Below are 25,206 nucleotides of genomic sequence, written 5' to 3' on the forward strand. Positions count from 1 at the left end.
GGCCCAGCATCGTTAGTCCGGTCGTGGACCGGGTTCCGACGCTCCTGCCACTGCGGGCGCATCCCCTCGCCCGGCCACACGCATGGGAGATCGTCGCGGGACACGGTGCCGCGTTCACCGTCGTCGTCGACGTCGCGGGGGGCCCCGGCAGCGGGCGCGACCCGGCGTACACGGCTGCCCTGGGCAGGCTCGCCACCGCCGGCGTGCGGCTGCTCGGCTACGTCGACATGGACCTGTCCACCCGGCCGGTCGAGCAGATCCGGGCCGACGTGTACCGGTGGGCCGGTTACCCTGTGCAGGGAGTGTTCCTCGACAAGGTGCCGCTCAGCCCGCACTCGATCGGCCCGGTCGCTATCGCGGCCCGGCTCGCCCAGCGGGCCGACCTGCCCGACGTCGTGCTCAACCCGGGCGGCCCGCCCGACCAGACCTACCGTGACCTCGGGCTGCCGATCTGCGTCTTCGACGGCAGCTGGCGCGACTACCGCCGGTGGAACGGCGTGGGCGCGCTCCCCGGCGACGGGCACCTCGTGCACGCCGTGCCGCCGTGGGAGCTCGACGAGGCGGCCCGGTTGCAGGTCTCGCGGGGCGCCGGCTTCGGCATGGTGACCGACCTCGGCGCCCCGGATCCGTATTCTGACCTGCCCGCCTGGTGCGGTCAGGTGCCGGGGCTCGCCGAGCTCAACCCGCCGACCCCGCTGCCGCGCCGGCCCCGCCCGCACCGGGTGATCAACGCGGGCTCCGGGCCACTCCCGGGATCCGCGGCCGCGGCTGGCAGCGTGGGCAGGAGTAGGACGACCGGTTCATGAACGACTCACGGCGGATCGGGCTGCCGCAGCGCCCGCACGGCTCGCCCTCGCGGCCGTAGGCGTTGAGCGAGCGGTCGAAGTAGCCGCTTTCGCCGTTGACGTTGACATACAGCGCATCGAAGCTGGTGCCGCCCTGCCCGATCGCCTCGTTGAGCACGTCGCGGACGTGCCCGAGCAGCCGCCGCACCACCGGGCGGGACAGCTGGTCGGTCTGCCGGGCGCCGTGCAGCTTCGCCCGCCACAGGGCCTCGTCGGCGTAGATGTTGCCGACGCCGGAGATCAGGGTCTGATCCAGCAGCGCCCGCTTGACGTCGGTCCGGCGGCGGCGCAGGCTTTCCACGAACGCGTCGTCGGAGAACGACGGGTCGACCGGGTCGAGCGCGATGTGCACCAGCTCGGCCGGCAGGATCGCGCCGCCGGCGGACACCGCCAGGCCGCCGAACGTGCGCTGGTCGACGAAGCGCAGCTCGGGGCCGTCGTCGGCGAAGGTGAACCGGACCCGCAGGTGGATCTCGGCCGGCGCCTCGACCGGCTGCATGAGCAGCTGGCCGGACATGCCGAGGTGGCCGACGAGGGCGTCCTCGTCGTCGAGCGGCAGCCACAGGTACTTGCCGCGGCGCTGGACCGCGCCGACGAGCCGGCCGGCGAGCACGTCGGCGAAGTGGACGGCGCCGGGCAGGTGGCGGCGGATCGCCCGCGGGTGCAGCACCTCGACGGTGGCGATGCGCCGGCCGGAGACCCACTTGTCGAGGCCGCGGCGGACGGTCTCGACCTCGGGAAGCTCAGGCATCGGTCTCCAATGGGGGTCAGATCGCGGAGTGCCAGAAAGCGATCAGGTCAGATCGCGTAATGCCAGACGGTGATCAGGTAGGAGCCATACCACAACCCGAACGCCGCGCAGCCCGACAACACTAGCGCCGCCGTGCGGGGCTTGGCCCGTCCCAGGGCGATCGCCGGCGGGACCAGGATCAGCAGCACCGGGACCAGCAGCCGCGGCTTGGAGTGGTAGTAGCCGCCCTGGCCGAGGACCATGACGAGCGCGATCAGGCCGTACACCTGCAGCGGGATCCACACCTTCTTCGCCACGGCCACGGCGGCCAGCACGACCACGCCGATGACCATCCAGGCGATGCTCACCTGGATCCAGCCGTCGCCGGTGCGCAGCGCGGTGCGGACGAACTCGAACGTGGACCTGCCGTAGTCGAACGTGGTGCCCCAGCCGGCGGTCTGGATGTCGAACCAGGCGCCGAGGTCGCCGACCCGCAGGCCGACCCACAGCAGGTATCCGGGGACCCCGGCGAGCGCGAGGGCGGCCGCGGCGATCGGCTGCCAGATGGGCTTCGGCGGGTCGCTCTCGTCGGGATCGCGGGCCGCGCGGCGGCTTTGGTGCACGGCCATGGCGGCGGCGACCGCGAGCCCGAGCGCGGCGGCGGCGCCGGTCGGCCGGGTCAGTGCGGCGCCGAGGCCGAACACGCCGGCGAGGAGCCAGTCGCCGCGGTGCGCGAAGAGGAACATGCCGGCGACCATCGCGACGAACAGCGCCTCGGAGTACGCCATCGACAGCGCCATCGACATCGGCTGGGTGCAGAACAGGGCGGTGAGCGCCACGCCGACCCGCTCGTCGTACAGGCGGGTGCCGAGCGCGCACAGCAGCACGGCGGCGAACGCGCCGGCGATCCACGCCACGGTGATCGCGGCGGTGCCGACCTCCAGGCCGGTCGCGAGGTGCACGATCCGCACCAGCATCGGGTATCCGGGGAAGAACGCCAGCCCGTTACCGGTCAGCGCGCCCTCGGTCGTGTAGCTGTACCCGGTCGGGTACCCCTCCTCGGCGAGGCGGACGAAGTGGCCGCCGTCCCAGGCGAGCAGCCGGCTGCGGACCTCGCCGTTGTCCGCCATCCACCAGACGAACGTCAGCTGCAGCAGGCGGCTCAGCGCATAGACCGCCAGCGGAAGTGCCCACTGGATCTGCGTGCCCCGGCGCCGGGCCACCTCAATCACGGTGGCCATCGTCGCCCTTCTCCGGTGACCGCGCGGACAGCTCCCGCCAGGCCGCCTCCGCGGCGCGCTGCTCGGCCTCCTTCTTGCTGCCGCCCTGCGCACCGCCGTAGCGGCGCTTGGCGACGATCACCCAGGCGGTGAACCGCTTGGCGTGATCGGGGCCCTCCTCGTCGATGCGGTACTCCGGGACGCCGAGGCCGCGACCGGCGGTGAGCTCCTGCAGGCTGGTCTTCCAGTCGAGGCCGGCGCCGCGCAGGGCCGCCTCGGCCATCAGCTCGTCGAACAGCTTGTGGATCACCGTGGCGGCGGTGTCCAGGCCGTACTGGAGGTAGATCGCGCCGATGAGCGCCTCGAGCGTGTCGGCCAGGATGCTGGCCTTGTTGCGCCCGCCGGTGGCCTCCTCGCCCTTGCCGAGCAACAGGTAGGGGCCGATGCCCTCGGGGCCGAGGCGCCGGGCGACGTCGGCGAGGGCGCGCATGTTGACCACGCTCGCGCGCAGCTTCGCCAGCTGCCCCTCGGCGAGGTCGGGGTGGTTGTTGAACAGCGCGGTGGTGATCACCACACCGAGCACGGCGTCGCCGAGGAACTCGAGCCGCTCGTTGGTGGGCAGGCCGCCGTTCTCGTAGGCGAAGGACCGGTGGGTCAGCGCCCGCCGGAGCATGTCGGGCTCGAAGTCCACCTCGAAGGCGGTCTCGAGTGGGGTCGGGTTCGTCACGAGCGCTCTCCTAGTGCGTCACGGATGGTGAGGCCGCCGGCCGAGGAGAGTTCGGTCAGCAGGTCGTCGGCCAGTCCGGCCACGGCGGGGATGACCCCCGCGCGGTGCAGGCGGGCGGCGAGGGCGATGCCGGAGGCGATGTCGGAGCCGTCGGCGGAGCCGTGGCAGACCACGACGGTGCCGGCGACGCCGAGCAGGGCCGCGCCCTGCTCGGCCGGGCCGGGCCGGTGGCTGCCGGTGGCACCTTCGATGCCCTTGAGCAGGATGTTGCCGGTGAAACCGTCGGTGACCACCACGTCGGCCGGGCCTCCCTGCGGCACGTCGTGGCCCTCGACGAGGCCGATGTAGCGCCCGCCGGCGGGCAGGACGGTGTCGGACAGCGCGACCGCGACGGCCCGGCGGAGCCGGTCGCCCTTGCCCGGCTCGCTGCCGATGGACAGCAGGCCGATGCGGGGCTCGGCGACGCCGAAGGCGGCGGCGGCGTACGCGGCGCCGAGGACCGCGTGCTGCACCAGCTCCAGCATGGTGCCGTCGATCGTCACGCCGACGTCGAGCAGCACCACCGGGCCGTGCGGGGTGGGCACGTGCGCGGCGAGGCCGGGCCGGCGCACGCCGGGGAGCCGGCCCAGGACGTGGGCGGACGCGGCGACGACGGCGCCGCTGGCGCCCGCCGAGACCATCGCGTCGACGCGGCCGCCGTAGACCGCCTCGGCGGCGGCGCGCACGGTGGACTCCCGCCGGACATGGCGCAACGGGGAGTCGCCCATGCCGACGGCGCGGTCGACCACGCTGACACTGACGCGCTCGCGGTCATGGACCGCGAGCGCGCCAAGGACCTCGTCGGCCGTCTCACGCGGCCCTACGAGGAGGAGATGCAGGTCTGGATCGGCGCTGCACGCGCGCAGAGCGCCGTCAACCACGACGGCGGGAGCACTGTCCCCGCCGAGGAGGTCGACGGCGATCCGCGCGGTGCCGGACGGGGGCTGCCCGCCGTGCGGCGACCTGTCGGATCGCGTCACCCGGATCCGGAAATCAGACCTCGATGACCTGACGGCCGTTGTACGTGCCGCAGACCGAGCAGGCAGCGTGGGACAGCTTCGGAGAGCGGCACTGCGGGCACGGCTGCGTCTGCACCGCGACGGCTTTCCACTGGCTCCGGCGCGACCGGGTGTTGCTGCGCGACATCTTCCGCTTCGGAACGGCCACGGGTCTTACTCCTCTGAGTGCTGGATCTGGGTCAGGGCGGCCCAGCGCGGGTCGACCTGCTCGTGGTTGTGACCGGCGGGCAGCTCATCCAGCGGCACCCCGCAGTCGGGGCACAGCCCTGGGCAGTCTTCACGGCACACGGGGTTGGCGGCCAGGGAGAGCACCACCGCGTCCCGCAGTGCCGGCTCCAGGTCGATCAGGTCGCCCTGCAGCCGTCCGACCTCGTCCTCGTCGGTCGTCTCGTCCGTGGTGCTGTGCTCATAGGCATAGAACTCTTGGATCGGGACGTCCAACGTGGCACTGATCGGGCGCAGGCAGCGTCCGCACTCGCCCACCAGCGGGCCGGTGACGGTGCCGGAGACGAGAACGCCTTCTGACACCGACTCCATCCGCAGCTGGAGGTCGAGCTCGGCGCCGACAGGCACGCCGATCAGCTCCAGACCGAGGTCCGTCGGTGCCGGCACTTGACGCGAAACCGCATGCAGAGCGCCCGGTCGCCGGGGCAGGTCTCTCGTCTCGAGGACCAGTGGCTTTCGGGGATCCAGGTGCGGGTGCGGCTGATGTGGCATCTTCAGACTCCGGCCAGGCAGGGCCGACGGACAAGGCTACCCGAGCGGCAGATCTCCCGTCGAATCGCCCCTGCGTTCTCTTAGAACGGCAGCGGCCGGTCGTCGTCGCCGGACGGTGTGAAGGAGCCTATCTCGCGCAGCGCGTGCATCTTGTCGCGGCCACGCTCGATCGAGGCGAGAGAGCGGGTGAGGAACTGCTCGAAGTTGGCCAGGGCCGTGTCGACATAGTCGTCCACCTCATCGCGGAGGCGCTGGGTCTCGGCCCGCGCCTCGTTGATCGTGCGGGACGCCTCATGCTCGGCGGACACGACGATCTCGTTGATCGACACGAGCCGGTTGTGCTCCGCCTCGGCCTCCGTGATGATGCGCTCGGCCTCGCGGCGACCCGCGTCGACGATCTTGTCCCGCTCGTCGAGCAGCGCACTGGCCCGCCGAAGTTCACCCGGCAGGTCGGCGCGCAGCTGGTCAAGCAGGTTGATCATCTCGGCGCGGTCGGCCACGAAGTTGCTCCGCGACATCGGTGCCGACCGTGCACCCTCGACCAGCGCGATGATCTGGTCGATGCTCTCGAGCGGATCCACTTGCGGTCACTCCCTGTCCCCACGGCAAACAACGTCACCATCATGCGGCCCAAACCATGATGCCGCTCCATCGCCACACGGGAAGTCCTCAGTTTCAGGGTTTCACGAGCCGTTCTCGCAGCAGGTTTGCCACAAGATCGGGCACATGCGGCGAAACGTCGCCGCCCCATTTCGCAACCTCTTTGATGAGGCTCGACGAGACGAAGGAGTACTTCGGGTTGGTCGGCATGAAGAGCGTCTCGATGGCGCCGAGCCCGTAGTTCATCTGCGCCATCTGCAGCTCGTAGTCGAAGTCGCCCGCGACCCGGACACCCTTGACGATGGCGCTGATGTCGTTGGCCTGGCAGAAGTCGACCAGCAGGCCCTGGAACGCGTCGACCCGCACGTTGGTGTACGGCGCCGTCACCTCCGCGAGCATCTCCTGCCGCTCCTCGACCGTGAACAGCCCGGCCTTGCTCGTGTTGATCAGCACCGCGACGACGACTTCATCGAACATTTTCGACGCGCGTCCGACGATGTCCAGGTGTCCGTTGGTGACCGGATCGAACGAACCCGGACACACCGCGCGCCTCATTGCACCAGCCCAAGCCTCATGAGCGGGGACCGTACCAAAGAGGCTGAGGGGGCCCGCGTCACACGCCCGCGTCGCGTTCGGCATACCACAGCGTCGTCTCGCCGTAGCGCCGCTCCGCGCGCTGGACGAGGCCCTCGGGCCAGCGCATCGGGGCGCCCCGGCTGCTGCGCTCGACCACGACGACCGCGCCGTCGGCGAGCCAGCGGGTGACCAACGCCTCAAGGACCGCGCCGACCCGCTCGTCGGTCACGGCATACGGCGGGTCGGCGAACACCACGTCGAACGGCCGGTCCGGCTCCTGCTGGAGCAGCCGCTCGACCTTGTCCGCGACCAGCCTGACGGTGGCGCCGACGCCCAGCGTGGCGATGTTGGCCCGCACGATCCTGGCGGCCTTCGGGTCGGACTCGGCGAGCAGGACGTGCGCCGCGCCGCGCGAGCAGGCCTCGAAGCCGACGGCGCCGGAGCCCGCATAGAGGTCGGCGAACCTGGCCCCGTCGAGGTCGACCATGGCCTCCAGGCTGCTGAACAGGGCCTCCCGGACCCGGTCGGAGGTCGGCCGGGTGCCCTGGCCCGCGGGGACCGTGAGGCGCCGGCCGCCGAGGGTGCCGGCCACGATGCGTGTCACGCCATCCAGCCTAGGCGCGCCCAGCGAGTGACCTGCACCACTCTCGATGCGGACATTTCCGAATTTTCCTGTTGTACTGGCATTCAACCGTCACGACTACCCAGAAAATGGGGAGACGTTGAACCGGGCCGAGCATCAATCGGTCACCGCTTTGCGGCCCGGGGAGTCAGTGGTGAGACCGCCCCCAGACGAGACGCCAACTTGGGGGCACGTCTTGCGCAAGGCCATGCTCGTTTTCGGTGCCACGATGCTGTTCGGGGGTGCCTTCATCGGCACCGCGTACGCCTCGGCCGCCACCTCCGCCTCCGCTTCTTGCGTGAGCGCTTCCGCGGCGACCTACCGGCACACCTTCGACGGGCCCGGCGGCACCGCGACGATCACCTCGTCCGCGCCGCTGCGCGATGGCGAGCAGCAGGCGTTCACGCTGGTGTCGTACACCACGCCGGCGAAGTCCTTCGGCAACCCCCAGTTCGTCTACGCCACGCACACCGCGACCGTCACGGCGTCGCAGCCTTCGGTGACCCTGCGCGTGGACGTGCCCGGCTGCTACACCCAGGTCGACACGATCTTCGGCACCGGTGTGATCAACCCCATCGTCGACGGCGGCCCCCGGTACGGCACCACCAAGGTCGGCGACACCACCGCGCCCGGCGGGGGTGCGGGCCTGGTACAACGGCGGGAACAGCAACGGCGAGGTCGTGACGCCCTCCACGGTCGGCGCCGTCGCCACGGGGTCGACCAGCCTCCCGGTCACCGGCACGAACGCCACCGTCCTCGGCGGCACCGCCCTGTTCATGGTCGCCTTCGGCGGCGGCCTGATCCTGCTCAGCCGCCGTCCCCGCCGCGGCCGGCACGCCGCCTGAGCCATCCGACCGGCCGACCGGTCGTCGCCCGACCGCCCCCCGCCGGTCGTCGCCCGATCCGGCCCAGCCGGCCACGCCGGTCTTCGCCCGACCGGACCCGCCGATCTTCGAAAGACAGTCCTGGTCGCACGGATGACCGGGGCCGTCCTTCGTGCATGGGCCCAGGGTCTCGGGTCAGCCCTTCTCCAGGTATTCGGCGCGCTCCTCGTCGACGAGCTGGGACACGGTGGCGGCGAGGCCTGGGTGGCGGGTCAGCTCGCGGTCGTCCTCCAGCAGCTCGATCGCCTCGGCGCGGGCGTCGCCGATCAGGTCGGCGTCGCGGAGCAGCGACAGCAGCTTCAGGTGGGAGCGGCGGCCGGACTGGGTCGCGCCGAGGACGTCGCCCTCGCGGCGTTGCTCGAGGTCGAGCTCGGCGAGCTTGAAGCCGTCGGTGGTCGAGGCGACCGCGTCGAGGCGGGTCCTCGCGGCGGTGCCCTCGCCGGACTCGGTGACCAGCAGGCACAGGCCCGGTGCGCTGCCCCGGCCGACCCGGCCGCGGAGCTGGTGCAGCTGGGAGACGCCGAACCGGTCCGCGTCGAGGATCACCATCATCGTCGAGTTGGGCACGTCGACGCCGACCTCGATGACCGTGGTGGCGATCAGGACGTCGAGCTTGCCGGCGGCGAAGGAGCGCATCACGGCGTCCTTCTCGTCGGCGGGGAGGCGGCCGTGCAGGATGCCGATCCGCAGCCCGTGCAGCGGACCCTCCTCCAGCTGCGGCGCGACGTCCAGGACGGCGAGAGGGGCCCGCCGCTCGTCGTCGCCGGGGGGCAGGTCCTCGCCGTCGGACTTGGCGTCACCGATGCGCGGGCAGACGATGTAGACCTGGTGACCGGCGGCGACCTCTTCGCGGATGCGGCGCCAGGCCCGGTCGAGGAACGCCGGCTTGTCCGTGGCGGGCACGACGTGCGACGCGATCGGCGAGCGCCCGTTGGGCAGCTGGCTGAGCACCGAGGTCTCCAGGTCACCGAAGACCGTCATCGCGACGGTCCGCGGGATCGGGGTCGCGGTCATGACCAGCACGTGCGGCGGCTGGTCGGCCTTGGCCCGCAGGGCGTCGCGCTGCTCGACGCCGAAGCGGTGCTGCTCGTCGACGACGATGAGGCCCAGATCCTTGAACGCGACGCCCTCATAGAGCAGGGCGTGGGTGCCGACGATGATGCCGGCGGCGCCGGAGCCGATCTCGTCGAGGACCTTGCGCTTGGCCGCGGCGCCCAGCGAGCCGGTCAGCAGCGCCACCCGGGTCGCGTCGGGCGCGGCGTCCAGCTCGCCGGCCCGGCCCATGCCGCCGAGCAGGTCGAGCACGTTGCGCTGGTGCTGCGCGGCGAGGACCTCGGTCGGGGCGAGCATGGCGGCCTGCCCGCCGGCGTCGACGACCTGCAGCATGGCCCGCAGGGCGCACACGGTCTTGCCGGAGCCGACCTCGCCCTGCAGGAGGCGGTGCATCGGGTGCGGCCGGGCCAGGTCGGCCGCGATCTCGTCGCCGACGTCGCGCTGGCCGCGGGTCAGCTCATACGGCAGCCGGGCGTCGAAGCTCGCCAGCAGCCCGTCGTCGCGCAACGGCCGCGCCCGGGCCGGCCAGTCGGCGGCGCGGTGCTTGCGCTGCACCAGGGTCAGCTGCAGCGCGAACGCCTCGTCCCACTTCAGCCGGCGCTTCGCGAAGTGCAGCGACTCGCGGGACTCGGGCCGGTGGATCTCGCGGAGCGCCTTGTCGAGCGCCGACAGCTTCCGCTTGGCGCGGACGGTTGCCGGCACCGGGTCGGGCGTCGGCGGCAGCACGTCCAGGACGGTGCGCACGGCGGCGGCGATCCGCCACGTCGGCACCTTCGCGGTCGCCGGGTAGACAGGGATGATGGCGCCGGCGAACTCCTCGACGCTCTCCTCCCCTTCCGCGCCGTCGAGCAGGATGTAGTCGGGCTGGTTGAGCTGCAGCTTGTTCTGGAACCGGCCGACCTTGCCGGAGAACAGGCCCCACCGGCCGGGGCGCAGCTGCGACTCCCGCCAGGGCTGGTTGAAGAAGGTGACGCTCAGCTCGCCGCCGCTGTCGTCGCCGACGACCGCCTCCAGCAGCGACCCGCGCTTGCCCGCCGTCTTGCCCCGCTGCTGCATGAACGTCCGCGACGACACCCGCTTGACCTGGCCGAACACCGTGACCTCGGTGTCCATCTCCAGGGACCGGATGTCGGTGTGCTCGCCCCGCTCCTCATAGCGGCGGGGGAAGTGATAGACCAGGTCACCGACGGTGTGCAAGTTGAGGCTGTCGGCCAGCAGCTTCGCGCCGTTGCCGATCACCTTCTGCAACGGCGTGGTCAGGTCGATCTCGGTCACCGGCTCACTCCACCCCGACCAGCAGCGGATAGTGCGGCTGGCCTCCCTCATAACACTGCACTTCGACGAACGGCCACGCCGCGGCGACATGCCCGCGCAGCGTCTCCCCCAGCCCCGCGGGCGCCCCCTGCCCGGCGATGAGGGTGACCAGCTCCCCGCCGGCCAGCAGCATCCGGTCGAGCAGCAGGCACGCGGTGCGCTCCAGGTCCTGCCCGATCAGGTTGACCTCCCCGTCGACGATCGCCAGCACGTCGCCCCGCTGGCATCGCCCGGCGACGGTGAGCGCCTCACGGGCCGCGACGGTCAGCTCCGCCGACCGGCACCGGGCCGCGGCCTCCGCCATCGCGATCACGTCGTCCTCGAACCGCCGGCCGGTGTCCCGCACGGCCATCGCGGCGAGGGCCTGCACGGGCGACCGCGTCGGCACGACCCCGGCCCGGATCCCGGCGGCCCGGGCCTCGGCCGCGGCGGTGTTGGCGACGGCCAGCACGTTGGCGTCGTTGGGCAGGACCACCACCCTGGGCGCGCCGGTCGCCTGGATCGCGGCGAGCACCTCCCCCGTCGACGGCGTGCCGGTCAGCACCGTGGCACCCTCGGCGGCGAGCAGCTCGCTGATCCCCCGGCCGCTGCACACGACGACCACACCCGAGCTGAGGGCCTCCGCGACGGGCGGCGCCACGCCGCCCCAGAGGTCGGACGACACGTCGGCCGGGTCGGGCGCGCCGGCCGAATGCCGCTCCGCGATCTGCTCGGCGAACCTCGTCACGGCGATCCTGCTGGGCCGCCCCGCCACGATCCCCGCCTCGATCGCCGCGCCGACGTCGTTGACGTGCACGTGGACGTGCCAGGTCGGATCGTCGCCGACGACGACGAGGGAGTCGCCGAGCGCGCCGAGCGTGTCCCGCAGCGGCCCGATCGCCGACTCCGGGGCGTCGAGCAGGAACTGCACCTCATAGCCGAACTCGACCGACCCGGCCTCGCGCTCCATGACCCCACCGGGCACGGCGACGGCAGCAGCGGGCACCGGGCCGGAGACCGGCGGCGCCTCCCCGGTCAGCGAGGTCACGAACGCCTCCAGCAGCACGACCAGCCCGCGCCCACCGGCGTCGACGACACCCGCCCGCGCCAGCGCCGGCAGTTGCTCCGGCGTGCGGGCCAGCGCGACCCGGGCCCCCTCGGCCGCCGCCCGCGCCACCGCGACCACACCCACCGGCCCCCCGTCGCCGTCGGCGAAAGCCTCCGCCACAGCAGACGAAGCACCCCCCGCGACAGCAGACGAAACGGCCTCCACCACAGCGGACGAAGCGCCCTCCGCCACAACAGACGAAACGGTCTCCGCCGCAGCGGAGGAAGCGCCCTCCGCCACAGCGGACGAAGCGGCCCGCGCCGCGGCGGTGGCGACGGACAGGACCGTGCCCTCCACCGGGGCGGCCACCGCCGTATACGCCGACTTGGCGGCGCCCTCGAGGGCCACCGCGAGCTCCGCGCCGCCCACGACCGGCACCGAGGCCAGCGAGGTGGCCAGTCCCTTGAGCAGCTGCGCCAGGATGATCCCCGAATTGCCCCGGGCACCCAGCAGCGCGCCCCTCGCGGCGACCGCCAGCAGCTCCGCGGCGCCGGCCGTGCCGGGCGCGGCGTCCACGGCGGAGACCGCCGCCGCCATCGTCAGCGCCAGGTTGGTCCCGGTGTCACCGTCGGGCACGGGATAGACATTGAGGGCGTCGATCTCTGACCGGTGCCGACGCAGCGCGTCGAGACCGGCGGCACACCACCGGCGAACGACGGCACCGTCCCCACTCTCTGGCACGCGCCAGAGCCTATCGGCGACCACCGACATTTTCCTCGCGCGCCACCGCGCCGTAGAACCGGCGCGTCACCGCGCCGAAGAAGCAGCAGACCCGACTGGACCCCGACAGGACCCCGACAAGGGCCGATTGGGAGTCGGCGGGTCCCATCAGGTAACCTTGCGGGGTTGCCCGCCGGTTCGCCGGCCGGTGACACCTGGAATCCGCCCCCGGCACGTCCGGTGGAGGGCTCCAGCCCGAGACGCAATCAATCCCAGGAGATCCCCGTGGCTAGCGTGTGCGACGTCTGCGGCAAGGGACCGGGCTTCGGCCACAACGTGTCCCACTCGCACCGGCGGACCAACCGCCGTTGGAACCCCAACATTCAGACGGTGCGCACCCCTGCCGGTGGCGGCACCACGCGGAAGGTGCAAGCATGCACCTCCTGCCTCAAGGCCGGCAAGGTCGTTCGCGGCTGATCGCCTGCATCCAGCACAGCATTGCGAAAGCCCCGCGACGCATCGTCGCGGGGCTTTCGTAACACCTAGAGCGTCCGGCCGAACGACCGCACGCTCGGATAGCCCTTGTAGTGGCCGAAGTCGGGGATCAGCGAGTAGCCGGCGTTCTCGTACAGGGCGATCGCCTCGGGCTGGGCGGTGCCGGTCTCCAGCCAGATCCGCTCCCGACCGGCGTCGCGCGCCGCCCCCTCCACCGCCGCGAGCAGGCGCCGAGCGACCCCTTGCCCGCGAAACGAGGGCGCCACGTAGAGCCGCTTGAGCTCCGCGGTGCTCTCGTCGTCGGCGAAGGTCCGCCAGCCGCAGCACCCGGCGGGCACGTGGTCGACGTAGGCGACGAAGAAGCCGCCCAGCGGCGGGTCGAACTCTCCCGGCTGGATGGGGGTGGTGTCCCCCGCCCCGCCGTAGCGCTGGCTCAGGTCGGCGAGCGTGGCGCTGATCAGTTCGGTGGCGACCCGCGAGCCGTAGCGGGTCAGTCGGATGTCGAGCTCAGTCACGCGTAAAGGGTATAGAGACGATCACTCGTTACCGGAAGTGGTCCCATCCTGGGGCTCCACCGGTGTACCGGCGACCGTCCACAGTCACACCGTCACCGGCGGTGAACAGGCTGGCCGGCAGGACCTCCCCGACGACCCGCCAGTCGTCCGGCAGCTCGATCGAGGGCGGGAAGGTGGCCACGAGCGCGTGGTCGTCGCCGCCGGCCAGGATCCAGCCGTAAGGGTCGACGCCCAGGGCGGTCGCCGCGTCGCGCATCTGTTCGGGCACCACGAACGCCGAGCGGTGCAGGTCGATCCCGACGCCGCTGGCGGTCGCGATGTGTCCGAGGTCGGCCAGCAGGCCGTCCGACACGTCGATCATGGAGGTGGCGCCGAGCCGGGCGCCGGACGGGCCGGCGGCGTAGGGCACCTGCGGCCGGCGGTGTGCCTCCACCAGCAGTTTCGGGGAGCGGAAGCCACGGGAGAGGATCGTGTACCCGGCCGCCGCGTACCCGATCCGCCCGCAGACTGCCACGACGTCGCCGGGGCGCGCCCCGGTGCGCACCAGCGGCGCCCGCCCCTCCAGGTTGCCCAGCGCGGTCACCGCGATGGTCAGGGTGGGGCTGGCGGACATGTCGCCGCCGACGACGATCGCCCCGACCTTGCCCGCTTCGGCGGCGAGACCGTCCGCGAGTTCCTCCGCCCAGGTGATCTCAAGGTCCGCGGGGGTACAGAGCGCTACCAGCAGCGCCGTCGGGCGGGCCCCCATGGCGGCGATGTCGGCGAGATTGGCGGCGGCGGCCCGATGGCCGACGTCGCGGGCGGTCGACCAGTCGCGGCGGAAGTGCCGGCCGTCCACGAGCACGTCGGTGCTGGCCACGACCCGGCCGTCAGGCGTCGCGACCAGGGCCGCGTCGTCGCCGGGTCCGAGCAGGACCAGGGGCGACGCCGCCCCGAGCCGAGCTGTCACCCGTGAGATGAGCCCGAACTCCCCGGCGGTTGCAACGGTCACCCGTCCTCCAAAAATTGAACACTGATTGCGCGATGTTGCGGTTGACGCAGCGTGTTGTGGCACGATCACGCACGGCTGCTGGTTCGCTGCCTCCCATGGTGCGGTAGGTTCAGCGCTGATCAGCGCTCGCGCGGCGCAGGAAGGAGTCGTGTCGTGGTACAGGCATACATCCTGATCCAAACAGAGGTGGGCAAGGCACGCGATGTGGCGACCGCCATCCAGGAGCTCGCCGGGGTCGTCCGGGTCGACGCCGTCACCGGGCCGTATGACGTGGTGGTGCTCACGGAGGCGCGGAGCGTCGACGAACTGGGCAAGCTGATCGTCAGCAACGTGCAGCTGGTGCCGGGCATCACCCGCACGCTGACCTGCTCGGTGGTGCACTTATAGATGGCGACGAGCCCCGCCAGGATCGCCACCATCACCGCGCTCCCCGCTGCGCTGGTGGTCGGCGTCCTGGCGTTCTGGCTGCTCGGAGGCTTCCCGAAGGCTGAGGCGACCGGCACGGTGCACACCGACGCGGCGCCGATGGACGAAGCCACGGCGGCAACCTGCCGCGCGCTGGTGGCGCGCCTGCCGGACTCGCTCGGCGGGCTGCACCGGCGTCCCGTCAGCGCGGGCGCCGAGCAGCACGCGGCGTTCGGCGACCCGGCGATCGTGCTGTCCTGCGGAACCGTCGGCAAGCGGGCGATTCCGCAAGACGCCCAGCTGCTGGGCCTGTCGGACGTATGTTGGTATCCGGAGGAGCGAGGCGACGAGACCGTCTGGACGACGGTGGACCGCCAGGTCCCGCTGCGGGTCGTGGTGCCGGCGAAGGCCGACGGCGCGTGGCTGGTCAACCTCTCGGCACCGATCGTCGCGACCGTGCCGTTCGCCGATCCGGGCACCACCCACTGCTAGACACCGATCTCCCCTCGGTAGCACCACCCGAACGAGGAGGAGATCCATGCGTACCCTGCTGGCCGCCACGGCGGCCCTGATCGCCGGTGCCACGACGTTCGCCACTCCGGCGGCCTCGGCTCCCGCACCCCGGACGCTGTCCCTGGGCACCTACCTGACCGGGAAGCAGGAGGTCCCGAAGGGCAAGGGCGACCCGGACGCCACCGGGGTCGCGCTGCTCCAACTGCACCGCGACGGCCGGCTCTGCTACGTGATCCGCGTCCGCGACGTGGACGGCGCCATCGACGCCGCGCACATCCACACCGGCCGACCGGGGAAGAACGGGCCGGTCAGCGTCGCGCTGACGGCGCCGACCTGGTCCGGGTCGGTCGCCACGTGCACCCAGCTCAGCGGCAGGCTCGCCCGGCGGCTGCGGGAGGACCCCGGCCGCTACTACGTCAACGTGCACTCCTCGGCCTATCCCGACGGCGCACTGCGCGGGCAGCTGCACAGCGGCTAGTGCAGGCCGGTCCCACGCCGCACGGCCGCCTTGACCAGTCTCGAGATCAGCATCTGGTACGCCACGCCGCTGGCCTGCCACACCACAGGGAACGGCGCGCCGGGGTCGAAGCCGGGCATCGTGTCGATCCTGTCGAAGAAGACCTCGCCGTCCGGGGTGACGGTGCACTCGACCATGGCCAGCCCGGCGCAGTCGAGGGTGACGAACGCCTCCACGGCCAGGTCCCGGACCCGGCGCTCAACCGCGTGGTCGAGGTCGGCGGGCGCGACGACCCGGTCGCCGCCGACCTCGCCGGGCACGCTGGCCTCCGGCCGCCCGGTGGCGCCCGAGCCGCCGGTGGCACTTGAGCCGCCGGTGGCACCCGGGCCGTCGGTGGCGCCCGTGTCCAGGACACCGACGGTGATGCGCCGGCCGGCGGGTGCGGCGGCGACGACGACCTTCGCGTCGACGGCGCGGGCCGCGGCGACCGCCTCCGGCAGCGCCGCCCAGTCCGTGACCTCGGTCATGCCACCGGTGCCGCGGGCGGGGCGGACCACGACGGGCAGGCCGAGCCGCGCCCGGTCGGCCGCGACGACGTCCGGCGTGCCACTGAGCACGACATACGGGGCGACGGGCAGGCCCGCGGCGGCGACGAGCTTGCGGGAGAAGTCGTGGTCCATGGCGACGGAGGCGGCGAGAACCCCCGAGCCGACATACGGCAGGTCGGCCATCTCTAGCAGACCCTGGAGGGTCCCCTCGTCACCGAACACGCCCTGCAGGACGGGGAAGACGACGTCGATGCCGCCGAGCCGGGCCACCCCGTCGCGGGCGTCGACGACGGTGACGGCAGCGCCGGACGGCACCAGATCAGCGGACGGCCCGTCGGATCGCGCTGCCCCGCTGAGCACCCAGCGACCCTCCCGGGTCACCCCGATCGGCACGATCTCGAACTCGTCGGTGTCGAGGGCGTCAAGGAGGTCGGCGGCGCCGACGCTGGACACCGCGTGCTCGGTGCTGCCGCCGCCGAACACGACGGCGACCCGGGTCTTTTCTGGCGTTTCCACGCGCCGACCCTAACCGCACGGTCAAGCGGGCGCTGTCGGCCGGTCGGCACGCCCACGCTGCGTCAGGCGACGACCGCGTCCAGTGCCCGCCGCACGTCGGCGACCAGGTCATCGGTGTCCTCGATGCCGCACGAGAAGCGGATCAGGCCGTCGGGGGTGTCGTCGCCCCACTGCGCCCGCCGGTCGGCGGAGCTGTGCAAGCCGCCGAAGGACGTGGCCGCGAACACCAGCTCGGCGGCCTCCAGGAACCGGTCGACGGCGGCCTTGTCGGCGAGGGTGAAGGTCACGACGCCGGGGACGCGCCGCATCTGCCGGGACGCGACGGCATACGCCGGATCCTCCGGCCGCCCGGGCCAGCGCACCGAGGAGACCGCGGGGTGCGCCGCGAGCAGCGCGGCGACGGCCGTGGCGTTGGTGGTCTGCCGGGCCAGGCGCAGGTCGAGCGTGCCGATCGAACGGTGTGCGAGCCACGCCTCGAACGGGCCGAGCACGGCGCCGGTGGAGCCCCGCCACGCCGTGAGGGCCGCGGCCAGCTCCGGGTCACGGGTGCACGCGTAGCCGAGCAGGATGTCGGAGTGGCCGGTCAGGGCCTTCGTGCCGGAGGCGACGGAGATGTCGGCGCCCAGGTCGAGGGGGCGCTGCCCGAGCGGGGTCGCGGTGGTGTTGTCGACGGCGACGAGCCCGCCGCCGGCGTGGACCCGCGCGGCCAGCGCGGCGATGTCGCACACGTCCAGGCCCGGGTTGGCCGGCGTCTCGAGCAGCAGCAGCCGGACGGTTTCGAGCGCCGGATAGGGTCCCGCGGTCGGCGCCTCGAGCACCGTGACGCCGCGCTCGGCGAGGTGCGAGGACGCGAAGGCCCTGGTCTTGTAGTAGCCGTCGGCGGGGACCACGACGGTGTCGCCGGGGCGCAGGACGCTGAGCAGCACCGCGCTGACCGCGGCCATGCCGGAGGCGAAGGTCACACACTCGCCGCCTTCGAGGCCGCCGATCGCCGCTTCCAGCGCGCGCCAGGTCGCGTTGTCGGTGCGCCCGTAGCCGTCGACGCCGGGCTGCGGCCCGAGGACCGGATCGAGATGGTACGGCGCACCGAAGCCGGGTCCCGGCAGGAACGGGCGGCCCGGCACAGCCAACGGCACGCCGGCGTGCACAACCCGCGTGCCATCACCAGTCATGCCAAAAACCCTACTGATGCTCCCCCGTCGACGGCACGCCGGGCCGCTCGGGCTTCGTCTCGCGGGCCATCAGCGCGGCGAGCGCCTTGAGCGGGTCGACGCCCTCGTGGCAGACCAGCTCGACCTGCTCGGTGATCGGCATCTCGACGCCGACGCTGTGCGCCAGGTCGCGGATCGACAGGCAGCTCTTGACCCCTTCGGCGGTCTGCCTGGTCGCGGCCTGTGCCTGCTCCAGGGTCTCGCCGCGGCCGAGGTGCTCACCGAACGTGCGGTTGCGCGACAGCGGCGATGAGCAGGTCGCGACCAGGTCGCCGAGGCCGGCCAGCCCGGCGAACGTCATCAGGTTGGCGCCGAGCGCCCCACCGAGGCGGGTGGTCTCCGCGAGGCCACGGGTGATCAGCGTCGCCCGGGTGTTGTCGCCGAAGCCGAGCGCCGAGGCCATGCCGTAGGCGAGCGCGATCGCGTTCTTGACCGCGCCGCCGAGCTCGCATCCGATGACGTCGTCGTTGGTGTACGGCCGCAGGTACCGCGTGCTGATCGCGCGCTGCACGAGCTCGGCCCGGCGGATGTCGGTGCACGCCACGACCGTCGCCGCCGGTTGCTCCGCGGCGATCTCCGGGGCCAGGTTGGGGCCGGTCACGACGGCGATGCGGTCGGGCTCGACGCCGGCGGTGTCGACGATCACCTCGCTCATCCGCTTCAACGTGCCCAGCTCGATGCCTTTCATCAGGCTCACGAGTGTGGCGTCGGAGCCGATCGCCCCGGCCCAGGCGCCCAGGTTGTCGCGCAGCGTCTGCGATGGCACGGCGAGCACGACCAGGTCGGCGCCGTCGATCGCCTCGGCGGCGTCGCCGGTCGCGGTGACCGTCGGGGGCAGCCAGGTGTTGGGCAGGTAGTCCGGGTTCACGTGCCGCTCGCGGATCGCCTCGGCCACGTCGGGGCGGCGGGCCCAGACGGTGACCTCGGGCGTGCCCGCGTCGGCGAGCAGCTTCGCGAAGACCGTGCCCCACGAACCGGCCCCGAGCACGGCGGCGCGTCGAATGCTCATGTGCTCTCCGTATCACTCATGCGAGCGTCTTGCGCGGTGTCCACAACGGCGGCGGGGTCCCCCCGCGGATCTCCACGAGCATGTCGCGGAGGTGCAGCATGATGTGGTCGGTGATCTCGTTGAGCGTCTGGGCGCTCGGCTGCGCGTCGTCCCAGGCGGACAGGTCGATCGGGTCGCCCGCGACGATCGTCACGTCGGCGCGCGGCAGCAGCCGCAGTTTGCTGGTGCGTGGATCGTAGATCCGCTCGGGGCCCCACATGACGATCGGGACCATCGGCGCGCGCGTGTCCAGCCATAGGCGCGCGGCGCCGGTCTTGCCCCGCATCGGCCACAGGTCGGGCTCGCGGGTGGTGGTGCCCTCGGGGTAGATGACCACGGCCTCGCCGTCGCGGACGCCGGCCCGCGCGGACTCCAGGGCCTTCACCGCGTCGGTGGTGCCGCGGTGGACCGGGATCTGGTGGTTGGCCCGCAGCAGGTAGCCGAGGACCGGCACGCTGAACAGGCTCGCCTTGGCCAGGAACGACGGCCAGCGTCCGGCGTCGTAGATGTAGTGCGCGACGGCAAGGGGGTCGGCGTGGGAGATGTGGTTGACCACGATGATCACCCCGCCCTCGGCCGGGATGTGCTCCATGCCCGTCCAGGTGCGGCGGGTCAGCACCTGCATCGTGGGCTTCACGGTCGCGACGGCGAAACGCCGCCAAAATCCGAGCCTCCGGCGCGTCATCTCACCCTCCCCTCACGGTTCTGCTGCGAATCATGCCACTGCCGGGCGCCGTGGCGCCGTGTCAGGATGGGTCATGCTCAGCACCTGGGTGGCCGTGGTGCCGGTCAAGCCGCTCAGTGTGGCGAAGACGCGGCTGCGCGGCGCTGTCCCGCAGCCGTCGCACCCCGGGCTGGTGCTGGCCATGGCCCGTGACACGGTCGCGGCGGTGCTCGCCTGCCCGGCCGTGGCCAGGGTCGTCGCGGTCTGCGACGACCCGCTCGTGCGGGCGGCGCTGCTCGCCGCCGGCGCCACCTGCCTGCCCGACACCCCGGCCGATGGCCTCAACGCCGCCCTGACCTTCGGCGCGAGGGGCGCGGGCGGCGCTCCGGTGGTCGCGCTGACCGCCGACCTGCCGGCGATGCGCCCCGCAGACCTGGCCGTCGTCCTGGCCGAGGCGGCCCGCCTGGGCCGCCGGGTGTTCGTGCCGGACCTGGAGGGCAGCGGCACCGTGCTGCTCGCCGCCCCCGCCGGGGTGCCGCTCGACCCGCACTTCGGGCCCGGCTCCGCGGCGGCGCACCTGCGCTCCGGCGCGGCCCGGCTCGACGGCGACTGGCCGAGCCTGCGCCGCGACGTGGACACCGCCGCCGACCTGGACGCCGCCGCCGACCTCGGCCTCGGCGCGCACACCGGCGAGGTCCTGTGCACCCGCGCGTAACAGACATGACGCGGGGACGCAGTCACGCGAAACACGTCGGGACATCGACGCGCGGTAGCGTGGACTGATGCAGGGGACCGTGGCGACGTTCGACGAGGACACCCGCACCGGGACGGTGCTGCTCGACGACGGGGCACAACTGCAGTTCCCCGCCGCCGCGTTCGACGCGTCGGGGCTGCGACACCTCCGTCTGGGCCAGCGGGTCCGCATCGAACATGATCAGGACGGGACCGTCGTGAAGGTCACACTGCCGACGTTCCGGTAGCGGCCAAGCAGCGGGAAGTTCATGTTCAGACCGGCACAAACGGGCCATGATGATCCGGTGGACGAAACGCCTACCGGTCGCAGCCGCCCCCGCAACGCCGCACAACGCCCCGACCCGCAGAGCGCGCCTCCCAAGGCCGCCCCGCGCAAGGCGGCGCCGCGGCGGGCTGCTCCGGCAGCGGGTGCGACGCCACGTGTCCGGCGGGCGACGAAGGCCGCGGCACCAGCAACCGGTGAAGACACCCAGGCGAGCCAGGCCGAGCCCGAGGAGGTCACCATGAGCGAAGCGGTGACGGAGCAGACCCCACTGGTCCCCACCCAGAAGTCCCCCGCTGAGCCGCCGGCCGAGCCGTCCGCCGAGCACGACGCGCTGGTCGTGCCGAGTGAGAAGCCGCTGCCGGAGGACCGCTATCTCAACCGCGAGCTGTCCTGGCTCGACTTCAACGCCCGCGTGCTGACCCTGGCCGAGGACGCGGGCACGCCGCTGCTGGAGCGGGCGAAGTTCCTCGCCATCTTCGCCAGCAACCTCGACGAGTTCTACATGGTCCGTGTCGCCGGCCTGAAGCGGCGCCTGCAGACCGGCATCCCGGTGCGCCGCCCCGGAGTCCTGCCGCCGACGGAGCAGCTGGAGCAGATCGCGGAGCGCACCACCGCGCTGATGTCGCGCCAGTCGCGGGTGTTCGCCGAGGAGATCGCCCCGGCGATGGCCGAGGAGCACATCCACATCGTGCGCTGGAGCGAGCTCGACCCGGCCGAGCGGGAGCGGATGCGCACGTCGTTCCGGGAGCAGATCTTCCCGGTGCTGACCCCACTCGCGGTCGACCCGGCGCACCCGTTCCCCTACATCTCCGGCCTGTCGCTCAACCTGGCGGTCGTGGTCCGCGAGCGCGACGGCGGCCCGGAGCTGTTCGCCCGGATCAAGGTGCCCAACAACGTGCCGCGCTTCTACGCGCTGGACCGGGTCACCCGCGACGGCGTCCGCACGGTCCGGTTCCTGCCGGTCGAGGAGCTGATCGCGGCACACCTGGGGCAGCTGTTCTCCGGCATGCAGGTGCTGGAGCACCATCTGTTCCGGGTGACCCGCAACGCCGAGGTCGAGCTCGACGAGGACCGTGACGAGGACCTGCTGCAGGCCCTGGAGCGGGAGCTGGCCCGGCGCCGCTTCGGCCCGCCGGTGCGCCTGGAGGTCGCCGCCTCGATCTCCGACCACGTCCTGGAGCTGCTGGTCCGCGAGCTGGACATGGACTCCCACGACGTGCTGCGGGTGCCGGGGCTGCTGGACCTGACCGCCCTGTGGGAGATCTACAACGGCGTCGACCGCCCGGCGCTGAAGGACCCGCCGTTCGTGCCGGCGACCCACCCGCACTTCGCCGAGGGTGAGACCCCACGCAGCGTCTTCGCCCGCCTGCGCGACCACGACATCCTGGTGCACCACCCGTACCACTCCTTCTCCACCAGCGTGCAGCGCTTCGTCGAGCAGGCCGCCGCCGACCCCAACGTGCTGGCCATCAAGCTCACGCTCTACCGGACCAGCGGCGACTCCCCGATCGTGGACGCCCTGGTCGACGCGGCCGAGGCCGGCAAGCAGGTGGTCGTGCTGGTCGAGGTGAAGGCGCGGTTCGACGAGAAGGCCAACATCGGCTGGGCCAGGACCCTGGAGCGGGCCGGCTGCCATGTCGTCTACGGGCTCGTCGGGCTCAAGACCCACACGAAGACCGCGCTGGTCGTGCGGCAGGAGGGTAACCACATCCGGCGGTACTGCCACGTCGGCACCGGTAACTATCACCCGAAGACCGCCCGGCTGTATGAGGACTACGGCCTGCTGACCGCGGACCCGGAGGTCGGCGCGGATCTCACCGACCTGTTCAACGTGCTGACCGGGTACAGCCGCCAGACCTCCTACCGCAGGCTGCTGGTCGCTCCGCACGGGGTGCGGCGCGGCATCATCGACCGGATCGACCGGGAGATCACGCTCGGCGAGCGCGGCCTGATCCAGCTGAAGGTCAACTCGCTGGTCGACGAGGAGATCATCGACTCGCTCTACCGGGCCGGCCAGGCCGGGGTGAGCGTCGACCTGATCGTGCGCGGCATCTGCGCCCTGCGTCCCGGCGTGCCGGACCTGTCGGACAACATCCGGGTCCGCTCGGTGCTGGGCCGGTTCCTGGAGCACTCGCGGGTGTTCCGGTTCGGCCGCGACGCCGACGCCGAATACTGGATCGGCTCCGCCGACCTCATGCACCGCAACCTCGACCGGCGGGTCGAAGCACTCGTCAAGGTCACCGACCCGGCCGCGGCGGGCGAGCTCGACCGGATGCTGAAGCTGATGATGAGCGACGAGACCGGCGCGTTCGAGCTGGCCGGCGACGGCACCTGGCACCGCCGGCCGGGCAAGAACCCGCAGGAGGCGCTCCTGCGGCGGATGGTGGACCGGGCGGAGCCGAACACGTGAGATTTCTCGTCCAGGACGGCTTCACGCTGCCCGACCTCGCCGGGCCGGGCAGCGTCATCCCACTCGACGCGACCTTCCACGACACCCCGGACACCGCGCTCGCGCATGCCGGGGTGTCGCTGCGCCAGCACCACGACGGCACCTGGTCGCTGCTGCTGCCGGGGCGCGGGCGCGAGCTGCACCGCCCCGCCGCCGGCGCCGGGGTCGTCCCGCCGGACCTGCTCGACGCCGTGACCGCATTCGCCCGGGGCGACGATCTGGCCGCGGTGCGGACGGTCCGCGCGGCCGTCCACGTGCTTTCCGCGGCCGGTGGTGTACTGGCGGAGGTCCGCGTCCTGTCCGCGCGCGAGACTGGCCGACGTCCTCGCGCCGTCGAGGTGTCGCTGGTCGACGGTGCGCCCGGCGACCTCGCCCGCATCGCCGACGACCTGGTCGCCGCCGGTGCCGTGCCCGACCCGGCCGCGTCCGGGTCCGCCGGTGCTTCCGGCGGTGCCGATGCCGAGGGCAGCGCCGGCGCGGTGGTCGCCGGGGCGCTGCGGGCCGGGGTCGCGCGGATCCTGCGGCACGACGCCTTCGCGCGGCTGCGCGAGACGATGCCCAACGGCGACACCCCGGTGCACCAGATGCGGGTCGGCACCCGGCGGCTGCGCAGCGACCTGCAGACGTTCCAGGCGATGCTCGATCCCGCCTGGAGCCGGCCGCTGCGCACGGAGCTGGGCCGGCTGGCCGGCGCGCTCGGCGGCGCCAGGGACGTCGAGGTGCTGCGGGAGCGGCTGCACGTCACCGCCGCCGCCGATCCCCTGGTGCCGGTGGACGCGGACGCCGTGGGCCGCATCGACGCCGCGCTTGCCGGGCGGCAGGAGACGGCGCTGTCGGCCCTCGACGAGGCGCTGCGCTCCCCCCGCTACGTCCCGCTGCTCGACGCGCTGGTGCGGCCGCCGAGGCTGGCCGGCCGGCACGCGGCCCCGGCCGTCCGGGTGCTGCCGGGTCTGGTCCGCAAGCCGTGGCGCCAGCTCGTGGCCGGCGCGGAGGCGCTGACCCCGGGGCTGCCCGACGACGACTGGCACGAGGTGCGGAAGCTGGCCAAGCGCGCCCGGTACGCCGCCGACGCCGTCGCCTGGATCGTCGGTCCCGACGCAACCGTGCTGGCGAAGCGGATCGCGAAGGCGCAGAAGGTCCTCGGCGAGCACCAGGACGCCGCGACCGCCGCCGACACGTGGTTGTTCGTCGCGAGATTCCTCGACCGTGGCGACCACCGTCTCGCCGTGACCGCGGGCAGACTGTTCGAACGGGAGCGGGCGGCTGTCACCCGGGCACGGGCCGCGTTCCCGGCGGTGTGGGCCGCGGTCGTCGAGGAGAACACCACAGTATGGCTGAAGTGAACACGGTCGTCCGCGCGGCGGGCGGGGTGGTGTGGCGCCCGACCAGGGACGGCATCGAGATCGTGCTGGTGCACCGCCCGCGGTATGACGACTGGTCCCTGCCCAAGGGCAAGGTCGACCCCGGCGAGCACGAGCTGGCGGCGGCGGTGCGGGAGGTCCACGAGGAGACCCTCGTGCACGGTGTCCCGCAGACGCGGCTGCCCTCGATCCGGTACCTGACCGGCGCGCCGGGCGTGGAGAAGGTCGTCGAGTTCTGGTCGATGCGGGCCCTGGTATGGCAGGACCGGCCGGCCGACGACGAGATCGAGGAGGCCCGGTGGGTGCCGGTGACGCAGGCAGCGGCGCTGCTGAGCTACGCGCACGACCGGGGCGTGGTGAAGGCGTTCCTGGACCTGCCGCCGGTGACCGCGGTGGTGGCGCTGGTGCGGCACGCCCGCGCCGGCAAGCGCAAGGACTGGGCCGGCCCGGACGAGGCCCGGCCGCTGGACGCCACCGGCGCGCGTGACGCGGAGGCGCTCAGCGGCCTCCTGCGGCTGCTGCGGCCGGAGCGGGTGGTGTCGGCCACCCCCTTGCGGTGCCGGCAGACGGTGGAGCCGCTGGGGCTGCCGTACGACCTGGACAGCGCCTTCGACGAAGGACGGCCGCCCGCCGTCGCCGCGGACGCCCTGCGGGGCATGGCGGCGCGGGGTGGCACGAGCGTCGTGTGCAGCCAGGGCAAGCTGATGCCGCCGCTGCTGATCGCATTGACCGGTCGCACCAATGTGGACTTCCACACCCGCAAGGGCAGCGGGTGGATCCTCACCTTCAGCGGTGACCGGCTCCTCGGCTGGGATCCGCTGCACCCGCTTTCCGTTTAGGCAGACAGAAAGGGGCGGCGCCGCGATGACTCGCGGCGCCGCCCCTTTTCCGTTGCCTCACCGGCGTTGTGCCGCCGGCGTTG

29 protein-coding genes are annotated in these 25,206 nt (G+C 72.7%); 11 read left to right on the top strand and 18 right to left on the bottom strand.

What is annotated here, in order from left to right:
• Nucleotides 1-23: 23 nt before the first annotated feature.
• Nucleotides 24-806, top strand: coding sequence for a spherulation-specific family 4 protein (locus tag AB0K00_RS20935; RefSeq protein ID WP_363523000.1), 783 nt, complete (start codon nucleotides 24-26; stop codon nucleotides 804-806).
• Here AB0K00_RS20935 and mutM read toward each other — a convergent pair.
• From mutM to AB0K00_RS20985, 10 genes are all read right to left on the bottom strand, one after another.
• Nucleotides 727-1,596 carry a bifunctional DNA-formamidopyrimidine glycosylase/DNA-(apurinic or apyrimidinic site) lyase gene (gene mutM, locus AB0K00_RS20940; RefSeq protein WP_363523002.1) on the bottom strand — a complete coding sequence of 290 codons (870 nt, stop codon included), beginning with the start codon at nucleotides 1,594-1,596 and terminating at the stop codon, nucleotides 727-729. The two genes, AB0K00_RS20935 and mutM, sit on opposite strands and share 80 nt — an antisense overlap.
• 47 nt (nucleotides 1,597-1,643) lie before the next feature.
• Nucleotides 1,644-2,816, bottom strand: a complete 1,173-nt coding sequence (locus AB0K00_RS20945) for a mannosyltransferase family protein (protein ID WP_363523004.1) — start codon at nucleotides 2,814-2,816, stop codon at nucleotides 1,644-1,646.
• Nucleotides 2,800-3,468, bottom strand: a complete 669-nt coding sequence (gene rnc / locus AB0K00_RS20950) for a ribonuclease III (protein WP_363523141.1) — start codon at nucleotides 3,466-3,468, stop codon at nucleotides 2,800-2,802. The genes AB0K00_RS20945 and rnc overlap by 17 nt, the downstream gene beginning before the upstream one ends.
• Nucleotides 3,469-3,518: 50 nt before the next feature.
• Nucleotides 3,519-4,541, bottom strand: a complete 1,023-nt coding sequence (locus AB0K00_RS20955) for a phosphate acyltransferase PlsX (RefSeq protein ID WP_363523006.1) — start codon at nucleotides 4,539-4,541, stop codon at nucleotides 3,519-3,521.
• 13 nt (nucleotides 4,542-4,554) lie between these two features.
• Nucleotides 4,555-4,728 (bottom strand): 50S ribosomal protein L32, encoded by a 174-nt coding sequence (gene rpmF, locus AB0K00_RS20960; protein ID WP_327005838.1) that lies wholly within the window; start codon nucleotides 4,726-4,728, stop codon nucleotides 4,555-4,557.
• Between the two features lie 5 nt (nucleotides 4,729-4,733).
• Nucleotides 4,734-5,297, bottom strand: coding sequence for a YceD family protein (locus AB0K00_RS20965; protein WP_363523012.1), 564 nt, complete (start codon nucleotides 5,295-5,297; stop codon nucleotides 4,734-4,736).
• An 80-nt stretch (nucleotides 5,298-5,377) separates the two neighbouring features.
• Nucleotides 5,378-5,878 (bottom strand): hypothetical protein, encoded by a 501-nt coding sequence (locus AB0K00_RS20970; protein ID WP_363523014.1) that lies wholly within the window; start codon nucleotides 5,876-5,878, stop codon nucleotides 5,378-5,380.
• Nucleotides 5,879-5,972: 94 nt separating this feature from the next.
• Nucleotides 5,973-6,452 carry a pantetheine-phosphate adenylyltransferase gene (gene coaD / locus AB0K00_RS20975; RefSeq protein ID WP_327005840.1) on the bottom strand — a complete coding sequence of 160 codons (480 nt, stop codon included), beginning with the start codon at nucleotides 6,450-6,452 and terminating at the stop codon, nucleotides 5,973-5,975.
• A gap of 58 nt (nucleotides 6,453-6,510) precedes the next feature.
• Nucleotides 6,511-7,077: a 16S rRNA (guanine(966)-N(2))-methyltransferase RsmD gene (gene rsmD / locus AB0K00_RS20980; RefSeq protein WP_363523016.1), complete on the bottom strand. Its 567-nt coding sequence runs from the start codon at nucleotides 7,075-7,077 to the stop codon at nucleotides 6,511-6,513.
• Nucleotides 7,078-7,413: 336 nt separating this feature from the next.
• Nucleotides 7,414-7,539, bottom strand: a complete 126-nt coding sequence (locus AB0K00_RS20985) for a hypothetical protein (RefSeq protein ID WP_363523018.1) — start codon at nucleotides 7,537-7,539, stop codon at nucleotides 7,414-7,416.
• A gap of 236 nt (nucleotides 7,540-7,775) precedes the next feature.
• Between AB0K00_RS20985 and AB0K00_RS20990 the strand changes: the two genes are divergently transcribed.
• Complete coding sequence (locus AB0K00_RS20990; protein WP_363523020.1) at nucleotides 7,776-7,940, top strand: hypothetical protein; 165 nt, start codon at nucleotides 7,776-7,778, stop codon at nucleotides 7,938-7,940.
• A 174-nt stretch (nucleotides 7,941-8,114) separates the two neighbouring features.
• Here the strand turns inward: AB0K00_RS20990 and recG are convergent, their stop codons facing one another.
• On the bottom strand, nucleotides 8,115-10,358 hold the full coding sequence (gene recG / locus AB0K00_RS20995) for an ATP-dependent DNA helicase RecG (protein ID WP_363523022.1): 2,244 nt from the start codon (nucleotides 10,356-10,358) through the stop codon (nucleotides 8,115-8,117).
• Nucleotides 10,312-12,114, bottom strand: coding sequence for a DAK2 domain-containing protein (locus AB0K00_RS21000; RefSeq protein ID WP_363523024.1), 1,803 nt, complete (start codon nucleotides 12,112-12,114; stop codon nucleotides 10,312-10,314). The genes recG and AB0K00_RS21000 overlap by 47 nt, the downstream gene beginning before the upstream one ends.
• Before the next feature lie 264 nt (nucleotides 12,115-12,378).
• Here AB0K00_RS21000 and rpmB point away from each other — a divergent pair, with 264 nt between their 5' ends.
• Nucleotides 12,379-12,570 carry a 50S ribosomal protein L28 gene (gene rpmB / locus AB0K00_RS21005; RefSeq protein ID WP_033357799.1) on the top strand — a complete coding sequence of 64 codons (192 nt, stop codon included), beginning with the start codon at nucleotides 12,379-12,381 and terminating at the stop codon, nucleotides 12,568-12,570.
• 65 nt (nucleotides 12,571-12,635) lie between these two features.
• On the opposite strand, the gene AB0K00_RS21010 is transcribed toward rpmB, so the two are convergent.
• Nucleotides 12,636-13,103, bottom strand: coding sequence for a GNAT family N-acetyltransferase (locus AB0K00_RS21010; RefSeq protein WP_363523026.1), 468 nt, complete (start codon nucleotides 13,101-13,103; stop codon nucleotides 12,636-12,638).
• A gap of 28 nt (nucleotides 13,104-13,131) precedes the next feature.
• A complete protein-coding gene (locus AB0K00_RS21015) occupies nucleotides 13,132-14,094 on the bottom strand; it encodes a thiamine-phosphate kinase (protein ID WP_363523028.1) in 963 nt (320 codons plus the stop codon).
• Nucleotides 14,095-14,247: 153 nt separating this feature from the next.
• Here AB0K00_RS21015 and AB0K00_RS21020 point away from each other — a divergent pair, with 153 nt between their 5' ends.
• From AB0K00_RS21020 to AB0K00_RS21030, 3 genes are read left to right on the top strand one after another with little or no spacing between them, the layout of a single operon-like run.
• A complete protein-coding gene (locus AB0K00_RS21020) occupies nucleotides 14,248-14,481 on the top strand; it encodes an Lrp/AsnC ligand binding domain-containing protein (RefSeq protein ID WP_033357797.1) in 234 nt (77 codons plus the stop codon).
• A complete protein-coding gene (locus tag AB0K00_RS21025) occupies nucleotides 14,482-14,991 on the top strand; it encodes a DUF3515 domain-containing protein (protein WP_363523030.1) in 510 nt (169 codons plus the stop codon).
• Between the two features lie 46 nt (nucleotides 14,992-15,037).
• Nucleotides 15,038-15,490, top strand: a complete 453-nt coding sequence (locus AB0K00_RS21030) for a CHRD domain-containing protein (protein ID WP_363523032.1) — start codon at nucleotides 15,038-15,040, stop codon at nucleotides 15,488-15,490.
• Here AB0K00_RS21030 and AB0K00_RS21035 read toward each other — a convergent pair.
• The 4 genes from AB0K00_RS21035 to AB0K00_RS21050 all read right to left on the bottom strand — a co-directional run bounded on the left by AB0K00_RS21035 (nucleotide 15,487) and on the right by AB0K00_RS21050 (nucleotide 19,477).
• The gene (locus AB0K00_RS21035) at nucleotides 15,487-16,533 is read right to left on the bottom strand and encodes a D-alanine--D-alanine ligase A (RefSeq protein ID WP_363523034.1); all 1,047 of its coding nucleotides are present in this window, start codon (nucleotides 16,531-16,533) and stop codon (nucleotides 15,487-15,489) included. The genes AB0K00_RS21030 and AB0K00_RS21035 overlap by 4 nt on opposite strands.
• Nucleotides 16,534-16,595: 62 nt before the next feature.
• Nucleotides 16,596-17,705 (bottom strand): cystathionine gamma-lyase, encoded by a 1,110-nt coding sequence (locus tag AB0K00_RS21040; protein WP_363523036.1) that lies wholly within the window; start codon nucleotides 17,703-17,705, stop codon nucleotides 16,596-16,598.
• A 10-nt stretch (nucleotides 17,706-17,715) separates the two neighbouring features.
• On the bottom strand, nucleotides 17,716-18,753 hold the full coding sequence (locus tag AB0K00_RS21045) for an NAD(P)H-dependent glycerol-3-phosphate dehydrogenase (protein WP_363523038.1): 1,038 nt from the start codon (nucleotides 18,751-18,753) through the stop codon (nucleotides 17,716-17,718).
• Between the two features lie 16 nt (nucleotides 18,754-18,769).
• Complete coding sequence (locus tag AB0K00_RS21050) at nucleotides 18,770-19,477, bottom strand: lysophospholipid acyltransferase family protein (protein WP_363523040.1); 708 nt, start codon at nucleotides 19,475-19,477, stop codon at nucleotides 18,770-18,772.
• Nucleotides 19,478-19,550: 73 nt separating this feature from the next.
• On the opposite strand from AB0K00_RS21050, the gene cofC reads away from it, so the two are divergent.
• The 5 genes from cofC to AB0K00_RS21075 all read left to right on the top strand — a co-directional run bounded on the left by cofC (nucleotide 19,551) and on the right by AB0K00_RS21075 (nucleotide 25,123).
• Nucleotides 19,551-20,171 (top strand): 2-phospho-L-lactate guanylyltransferase, encoded by a 621-nt coding sequence (cofC, locus tag AB0K00_RS21055; protein ID WP_363523042.1) that lies wholly within the window; start codon nucleotides 19,551-19,553, stop codon nucleotides 20,169-20,171.
• 67 nt (nucleotides 20,172-20,238) lie between these two features.
• Complete coding sequence (locus AB0K00_RS21060) at nucleotides 20,239-20,436, top strand: cold-shock protein (RefSeq protein ID WP_363523044.1); 198 nt, start codon at nucleotides 20,239-20,241, stop codon at nucleotides 20,434-20,436.
• A gap of 276 nt (nucleotides 20,437-20,712) precedes the next feature.
• Complete coding sequence (locus AB0K00_RS21065; RefSeq protein ID WP_363523045.1) at nucleotides 20,713-22,884, top strand: RNA degradosome polyphosphate kinase; 2,172 nt, start codon at nucleotides 20,713-20,715, stop codon at nucleotides 22,882-22,884.
• Nucleotides 22,881-24,266, top strand: a complete 1,386-nt coding sequence (locus AB0K00_RS21070) for a CHAD domain-containing protein (protein ID WP_363523047.1) — start codon at nucleotides 22,881-22,883, stop codon at nucleotides 24,264-24,266. The genes AB0K00_RS21065 and AB0K00_RS21070 overlap by 4 nt, the downstream gene beginning before the upstream one ends.
• Nucleotides 24,254-25,123, top strand: coding sequence for an NUDIX domain-containing protein (locus tag AB0K00_RS21075; protein WP_363523048.1), 870 nt, complete (start codon nucleotides 24,254-24,256; stop codon nucleotides 25,121-25,123). The genes AB0K00_RS21070 and AB0K00_RS21075 overlap by 13 nt, the downstream gene beginning before the upstream one ends.
• The last annotated feature ends 83 nt before the right edge of the window (nucleotides 25,124-25,206 follow it).

The organism is Dactylosporangium sp. NPDC049525, assembly GCF_040676755.1.
Classification (GTDB): domain Bacteria; phylum Actinomycetota; class Actinomycetes; order Mycobacteriales; family Micromonosporaceae; genus Dactylosporangium.